This window comes from Methanobrevibacter sp., from assembly GCF_045116495.1.
Taxonomy (GTDB): Archaea; Methanobacteriota; Methanobacteria; order Methanobacteriales; family Methanobacteriaceae; genus Methanocatella.
In genome coordinates this window covers 23115-29304 of sequence record NZ_JBGULU010000019.1, presented here as the reverse complement: position 1 = coordinate 29304, position 6190 = coordinate 23115, and the positions used below count along the sequence as shown (strand labels likewise).

8 protein-coding genes and 1 pseudogene are annotated in these 6190 nt (G+C 30.8%); 8 read left to right on the top strand and 1 reads right to left on the bottom strand.

The window, feature by feature from the left end:
- Nucleotides 1-231, bottom strand: a pseudogene (locus tag ACJMLH_RS00835) (DNA polymerase subunit beta); the annotation flags it as partial.
- A gap of 167 nt (nucleotides 232-398) precedes the next feature.
- On the opposite strand from ACJMLH_RS00835, the gene ACJMLH_RS00830 reads away from it, so the two are divergent.
- The 8 genes from ACJMLH_RS00830 to ACJMLH_RS00795 all read left to right on the top strand — a co-directional run bounded on the left by ACJMLH_RS00830 (nucleotide 399) and on the right by ACJMLH_RS00795 (nucleotide 6172).
- The gene (locus tag ACJMLH_RS00830) at nucleotides 399-713 is read left to right on the top strand and encodes a hypothetical protein (protein ID WP_405274062.1); all 315 of its coding nucleotides are present in this window, start codon (nucleotides 399-401) and stop codon (nucleotides 711-713) included.
- Between the two features lie 199 nt (nucleotides 714-912).
- The gene (locus ACJMLH_RS00825; protein ID WP_405274061.1) at nucleotides 913-1506 is read left to right on the top strand and encodes a DUF366 family protein; all 594 of its coding nucleotides are present in this window, start codon (nucleotides 913-915) and stop codon (nucleotides 1504-1506) included.
- On the top strand, nucleotides 1503-2018 hold the full coding sequence (locus ACJMLH_RS00820; RefSeq protein WP_405274060.1) for a 6-pyruvoyl trahydropterin synthase family protein: 516 nt from the start codon (nucleotides 1503-1505) through the stop codon (nucleotides 2016-2018). Before ACJMLH_RS00825 ends, ACJMLH_RS00820 begins: the two co-directional genes overlap by 4 nt.
- Nucleotides 2018-2716: a 7-carboxy-7-deazaguanine synthase QueE gene (locus ACJMLH_RS00815; RefSeq protein WP_405274059.1), complete on the top strand. Its 699-nt coding sequence runs from the start codon at nucleotides 2018-2020 to the stop codon at nucleotides 2714-2716. The genes ACJMLH_RS00820 and ACJMLH_RS00815 overlap by 1 nt, the downstream gene beginning before the upstream one ends.
- A gap of 65 nt (nucleotides 2717-2781) precedes the next feature.
- Entirely contained in the window at nucleotides 2782-3717 is a 936-nt protein-coding gene (locus ACJMLH_RS00810) for a CBS domain-containing protein (RefSeq protein ID WP_405274058.1), read from the top strand.
- A gap of 25 nt (nucleotides 3718-3742) precedes the next feature.
- The gene (locus ACJMLH_RS00805; protein WP_405274057.1) at nucleotides 3743-4543 is read left to right on the top strand and encodes a CBS domain-containing protein; all 801 of its coding nucleotides are present in this window, start codon (nucleotides 3743-3745) and stop codon (nucleotides 4541-4543) included.
- 57 nt (nucleotides 4544-4600) lie between these two features.
- Complete coding sequence (pheA, locus tag ACJMLH_RS00800; protein WP_405274064.1) at nucleotides 4601-5404, top strand: prephenate dehydratase; 804 nt, start codon at nucleotides 4601-4603, stop codon at nucleotides 5402-5404.
- A 60-nt stretch (nucleotides 5405-5464) separates the two neighbouring features.
- Entirely contained in the window at nucleotides 5465-6172 is a 708-nt protein-coding gene (locus ACJMLH_RS00795; RefSeq protein ID WP_405274056.1) for an endoglucanase, read from the top strand.
- The last annotated feature ends 18 nt before the right edge of the window (nucleotides 6173-6190 follow it).

Below are 6190 nucleotides of genomic sequence, written 5' to 3'. Positions count from 1 at the left end.
GGTAACTTCTGAAAAATACAGATAATCAGGATAATTTTCACGTAAATATGAGTATGCTTCTTCGGATCCTACTTTTCTATAACGTTTGCCGTTTTTTTCACGGTCTCCTTCAGGATCAGGCACATATCTTAAAAAGGAAATTACTCTGTTTTCAGGGTGAATGTAATTTGTTGATGCAAAATACAAATCGTCGCTTGTGTAGATAAAGTCTCTTGTTCTTACTTGCTTCATATTTTTTACTCCTAGTTTTAATTTTTAATTTTAATTAATTAAAATTTTACTAATGTTCGCGAGTTTAGTTTATGATGTGGTGAATCTGTAGATTAAGTTTAGGTATTAATTGTGTATTTGGTGGAAACGATAAATATAACAGTACATTTGCGGTTGTATGCGTTGATTTGGATAAAAAACCAATCACAATCAAAGCAAGCGCAAAAACATACAAAGCAAGTGTAAAAACCAAAAAATACGCCGTAACACTCAAAACTATTGTAGGATCTTCTGCAGATGGAAAAGCACATCTTAAATCCGGTAAGAAAGTTACCCTACAGGTAAACGGTAAAAAATTCTCTGGAAAAACCAACTCCAAAGGACAAGTCACCTTTAAAATAACCAATTTAAATAAAAAGGCCAAATATAAGGCTAAAATCAGTTATGCAGGTGACATAACATACAAAGCTGCAAGTAAAACTGTAACTTTAACAATCAAATAGTGGGATTAACTTCTCACTATAACTTTCTTTTTTTATGTAAAATTTATTTTTGACTGAGAGTCATATCTGATTTAAAAATATGTCAAAAATTTTTTAAATAAAAATCAAAAAATTAATTTTGGAAAACCTCCAAACGATACTTTTTTTAATACCTTTAACTAAATATTAATAGGTAATTTAATTATTTTAGGTTTTTATCATGATTATTACTCATAAACATGTTGATGAAATTTTTGAATATGATGGAAGTCAAATTAATCCGTCATGGGCTTTTCAAGAATTTGGAATTTATGGATCATCAATCATAACTTGGATTGGTCCGGTTAATATCACTCCGGATAACTTAAAGGATTTTGCAGATGTTGGGCTTGAAATCAAATCAAATTATATGGTAAATTTTATTTGTGAATTTTTTGACCAGCAACCTCCAAACATGAGGATTGCTTATTTAAGGCAAAGACTTTTGGTAATGATTTTTAGAGAAATATTAACAGAATACGGAGTTCAAACCAAAAGGGAAGGTGATGACATCTTTGTGGATGACAGAAAGTTATCTATTTCAATTGCCAGCATCTCTTTAAGCTCTGCAAAAATACATTTTGCACTTAATCTTGAAGATAAGGGAACTCCAAGTGATGTTGAAACCATAGGGCTGTATGATATTAGGGTTAATGATAAACAAATATTCACTGATGATAATTTATTTGAATTGATTAATGAAACTGTAAAAAGATTCATAAACGAATTGGAAACAATTGAAAATGATATAAGTAAAACTAAGGTGTTAGGATGAAAATTTTAGTAAACGGTATTCAATCTAATTTAAGATTTTCCTCAGCTCATGTTATTCCAGGTCATGAATCATGTGGATTTATTCATGGACATTCCTATTTTGTAGATGTTGAAATTGAAGGGGAAAGAGCTGGTGAATTTGAATTTGTAGTTGATTTTAAAGATGTTAAAGGTTATACCAAAGCAATTTGTGACGAACTGGACCACAGATTGTTAATACCGGTTTATAACAAATTAATCGATTTTAAGGATTTTGATAAAGAAAAAGATTCTATTTTTGATTTGAAAGAGCAAAAATCAGTTTACTTTAAAATCGACGGTAAAGGATATACTATTCCTGCAGTTGACTGTGTATTTTTACCTCTTCCATATACTTCTGCTGAAGAGCTATCTAAATTTTTCGCAGAAACATTGGCAAAAAAACTTTCTGAAACATATGATAATTTAAAATATGTTGCCGTTTGTGTCAATGAAGGTATTGGTCAAGGTGCTGAATACAGGAAAGAGTTATGATGAAAGCTCCGATTATTGAAATCTTTTCATCTTTTCAGGGTGAAGGATTGTTGATAGGCGAAAGGCAAATATTTGTTAGATTTGCAGGATGCAATCTAAATTGTAATTATTGTGACACCAATGATAGTAAATCCAGTAAATCAGGCAAGTTAATGACACCTCAGCAAGTTACTGATGAAATAAATAATTTATTAACTCCTGATTGTAAAACCATATCATTTACTGGAGGTGAACCTAGCTTATATCCTGACTTTATTTCTGAAGTTTCAAAAAACTTCGATTTAAAAATAATGCTAGAAACAAATGGTACTTTGCCGGAAAATATTGATTCAATTGATTGTTTGGATATTGTTTCATTGGATATCAAATTGCCAGAGCATTTTGATGGTGAATTTGATGAAAGCATTTTTCTAAACGAGATTAAATCACTAAATTTATTAATGGCAAAGTGTATAAATGTATATTGTAAAGTAGTTATATTGCCTTCAACAAAAATAAAGTCATTTAAAGGGGTAGTTGAAAAATTATCGCAAAATATTTCAAACAAAAGCAACCTTAAAATAATTATCCAACCTTCTAGTCCATTATCAGAATGGAAGGATCTTAATTTTAAATTATTTGAGTTTTCCGAGATTGTTGGGCAATATTTTGAAGTTTCCACCATTCCTCAAATCCATAAGATTTTGGACATTGAGTGAATTTTGTTTTTAATATATTGATTTTATTGAGTTTTTGAAGTGCAATTGTAAATTGAGGTGTGTAAATGAAAAATAAAACATCCATTAACAGAAAATCAAACACAGGCGCAGTTGAACGTGAAACAAAAGTTCACGATAAAGAAGGAGACATAATGGCTATTGCAAGCAGAGATGTAATTTCTATTCCTCCTACTAAACCGATTAAAGATACTGCAAAAGTAATGATGGAACATGAATTTAGAAGATTGCCAATCACAGACCCAGGTTCTGGTAAGTTATTAGGTATTGTAACAGTAATGGATATATTAGATTTCTTTGGTGGAGGAAAAAAATTCAACATTATTGAAAAAAAATACCAGGACAACTTCTTAGCAGCTATTAACGAGCCAATTAAAGAAATTATGACTCGTGATTTAATTACTTTGTCTAATAAAGCATCTATTGGCGAAACTATTGAAACCATGTTGGAACATCAATTAGGTGCTATTCCTCTTGTTGATGCTGATGGAAAACTTGCAGGTATTGTAACTGAAAGGGATATTGCTTTATCTTTAGCAGGCATGGCGGGCAAAGATACCGTACAGGATTATATGAGTCCTAAAGTTTTCGATACTACTCCTGGAACACCATTGGGAGATGCATGTAAAATCATGGTAAGAAATGGTTTAAGAAGAATTCCTGTTGTTGGTGGTGAAGCAGACATTTCCAAAGCAGCTAAAAAATTATTAGGTATCCTAACTTCCACTGACGTTATAAGATACTTAAATGCTAAAGAATTATTCGATAATTTAAATTCTAATTTAGCAACCGATGTTTTAAAGACAGTTATTTCAGATATTATGGTTAAAGAGCCAGTAACTGTAGAACCAAACATGACTATTGGAGAGTTATGTGAACTTTTCTCAGAAAAGAATATTGGTGGAGTGCCTGTTGTTAAAAATGACAAAATGGTAGGAATTATCACTGAAAGAGACATTTTAAATGCAGTAAAAAGATATTAGACTGATAAATATAGGAGATGATAATATGCAAATTAAGAATTTGATGTCTGAGGATTTAATCACTGTAGACAAAGATCAAAATCTTCCTGATGCTTTAAAATTGTTACGCAAACACAATGTTTCACGTTTGCCAGTAACTAATAACAAAGAATTAGTTGGTATTATTTCAGAGCGGGACATAGCTAACAAGCTTGGTTCTTCAAAATATGAAAGCATGCCTGCATCAAGACTTCATATTTCATCTGTAATGGTTAAAGATGTATTTACAGTTCCACAATCAATGCAATTAGAAGAAGTTGCAAAATTAATGTTAGACAATGGTATCGGTTCAGTTCCAGTCATGGATGATGATAAAATGGTCGGTATTGTTTCAAAAGCAGATTTCGTTACACTTGCAACCGGAATTGCATTTGATAAAATAACTGTAAAAGAAATAATGTCAAAAGATTTGGTTTCTGCATCTCCAACTGACAGACTTATTCATGCAAGAAGATTGATGCTTGAATCTAATGTTGGAAGATTGCCTGTTTTAGATGATGATAAACTTGTTGGAATGATTACTTCAAAAGATTTAATGAGAGCATTCATTGACTTTAGAAAAAAAGTTCCAGAAAAATATCAAAAATCTCAAATTAAAGAAGTTTTAGTCGAAGACATTATGTCTCATAATCCAACTTATGTGTCAAAAGATATGTCTATTACTGAAGTGTCTGAAATAATCATGGAAACCGGTTATAATGGTTTGCCTGTTGTTGAAGGTGATGATGTAATAGGTATTATTACACAAACAGATATTTTAAGACTAATTGAAAAATTAGAATCTTAAATTTGGTATAGTTTTTTTAACTATACTCTTTTTTTTATTTTTTTAGGGGGTTTAAAAATTACATTAATTTCATTTTTAGGTCCTAAAGGAACTTTCACCCACGAAGCAGCCAATTTGGTTGGAGAAGAATTAATTCCCTATTGCACCATTCCTGCTGTTTTGGAAAGTGTGGATAATGGAGAATGTTCATTAGGTGTTGTTCCAATAGAGAATTCTATAGAAGGACCTGTAGGTATTACTCTAGATTCATTAGCCCATAAATTTGATTTAAAGATATTTAAAGAGATTATTATTCCAATTAATCAAAATTTAATAGTAAATCCTGGTTGCACTATGGATGATATTGAAGATGTTTATTCTCACGCTCAGGCCTTGGCACAGTGCCAGGATTTTGTAAGGAAACATAAGATACAGCCACATTATGCAATAAGCACTGCAAGAGCGGCAAAAGATATTATGGGTGATAAATCCAAAGCAGCTATTGGAAACTCAAAAATAGTTGAGTTATATGGTTTGGAAATCCTTAAATCCAATATTCAGGATGTGGATAACAATGCAACCAGATTTGTGGTTGTTTCTAAAGATGATCATGAAATTACCGGTGCAGATAAAACTTCAATCATATTTTCTATTTATGAAGATAAACCGGGTGGATTGTATAATATTTTAGGAATTTTTCAGAAAAATGACATTAACTTAACCAAAATTGAATCCCGACCTTCAAAAAAAGGTTTAGGCAAATATTTGTTTTTTGTAGATTTTGAGGGACACAAAGATGAAGATGTGATTTGCGATATATTAAAGGAAATACAAGAACATACTTATTATTTTAAAATTTTAGGTTCATATCCCAAATTTTAAGTAAACTTTAAATTAATGTTTATATATATTTTATAATGTATAATTCGGGGAGGTAGGAATATGTCAGATGATAGAGAAAAACTTATCGGAATAATGAATAGTTTGGAATCTGATTATAAATCTGGTAAAATTTCTGCTGAAAAATATAGTTATTTTAGATCAAAGTATGAAGATAAATTAAATTCTATTGATGCAAGAGATGCAACCAAAAGAATTAGGTCTATGCAAGGTAAACCATCTTCTGATACTCGTAAAAAAAGAAGTAGGAGACCTACCAAAAATAAAAGAAAACAAGAACAGGATCTGGTTCAAAAATACATTATAAATCCTAAAAAATCAGATGCAAATTACAATAAAAATAAAAAGCCTGGAATGGATAGCGGAACATTCAAATTACTGCTTTTGCTGATATTGGTAATCGCATTTACAGCAGGTACTGCATATGGTATATTTAATTTTGATTTCGGATCTATATCTCAAGGTGAAACTGTTGCTGTTGTAGATGATACTGCATTCCCTGAATTTCAAGAAACAGTAAAAGTCAATACAACAAAAAATTATTATAATTACACTTCATATTCCGATTCATATGATAAAAGCGTAGAGACAACTACGGATAACTCATATAGTGATTCATCATATAATTCGAATAATAATTATCAGGACAATAATCAATATTCAGATAATTCCCAAGGCGGTTCATCATCAAATGATAATGGTGGTGGAAGCTATGACTCTGGAGGAAGTAGTACTAATGATGGAGGTTAATTTCTTCCATTTGTAGGT

Excerpts from the sequence above, each read along its gene's own strand:
- ACJMLH_RS00825 (WP_405274061.1), top strand. The coding sequence starts at position 913 with ATGATTATTACTCATAAACATGTTGATGAAATTTTTGAATATGATGGA.
- ACJMLH_RS00820 (WP_405274060.1), top strand. The coding sequence starts at position 1,503 with ATGAAAATTTTAGTAAACGGTATTCAATCTAATTTAAGATTTTCCTCA.
- ACJMLH_RS00815 (WP_405274059.1), top strand. The coding sequence starts at position 2,018 with ATGAAAGCTCCGATTATTGAAATCTTTTCATCTTTTCAGGGTGAAGGA.
- ACJMLH_RS00810 (WP_405274058.1), top strand. The coding sequence starts at position 2,782 with ATGAAAAATAAAACATCCATTAACAGAAAATCAAACACAGGCGCAGTT.
- ACJMLH_RS00805 (WP_405274057.1), top strand. The coding sequence starts at position 3,743 with ATGCAAATTAAGAATTTGATGTCTGAGGATTTAATCACTGTAGACAAA.
- ACJMLH_RS00795 (WP_405274056.1), top strand. The coding sequence starts at position 5,465 with ATGTCAGATGATAGAGAAAAACTTATCGGAATAATGAATAGTTTGGAA.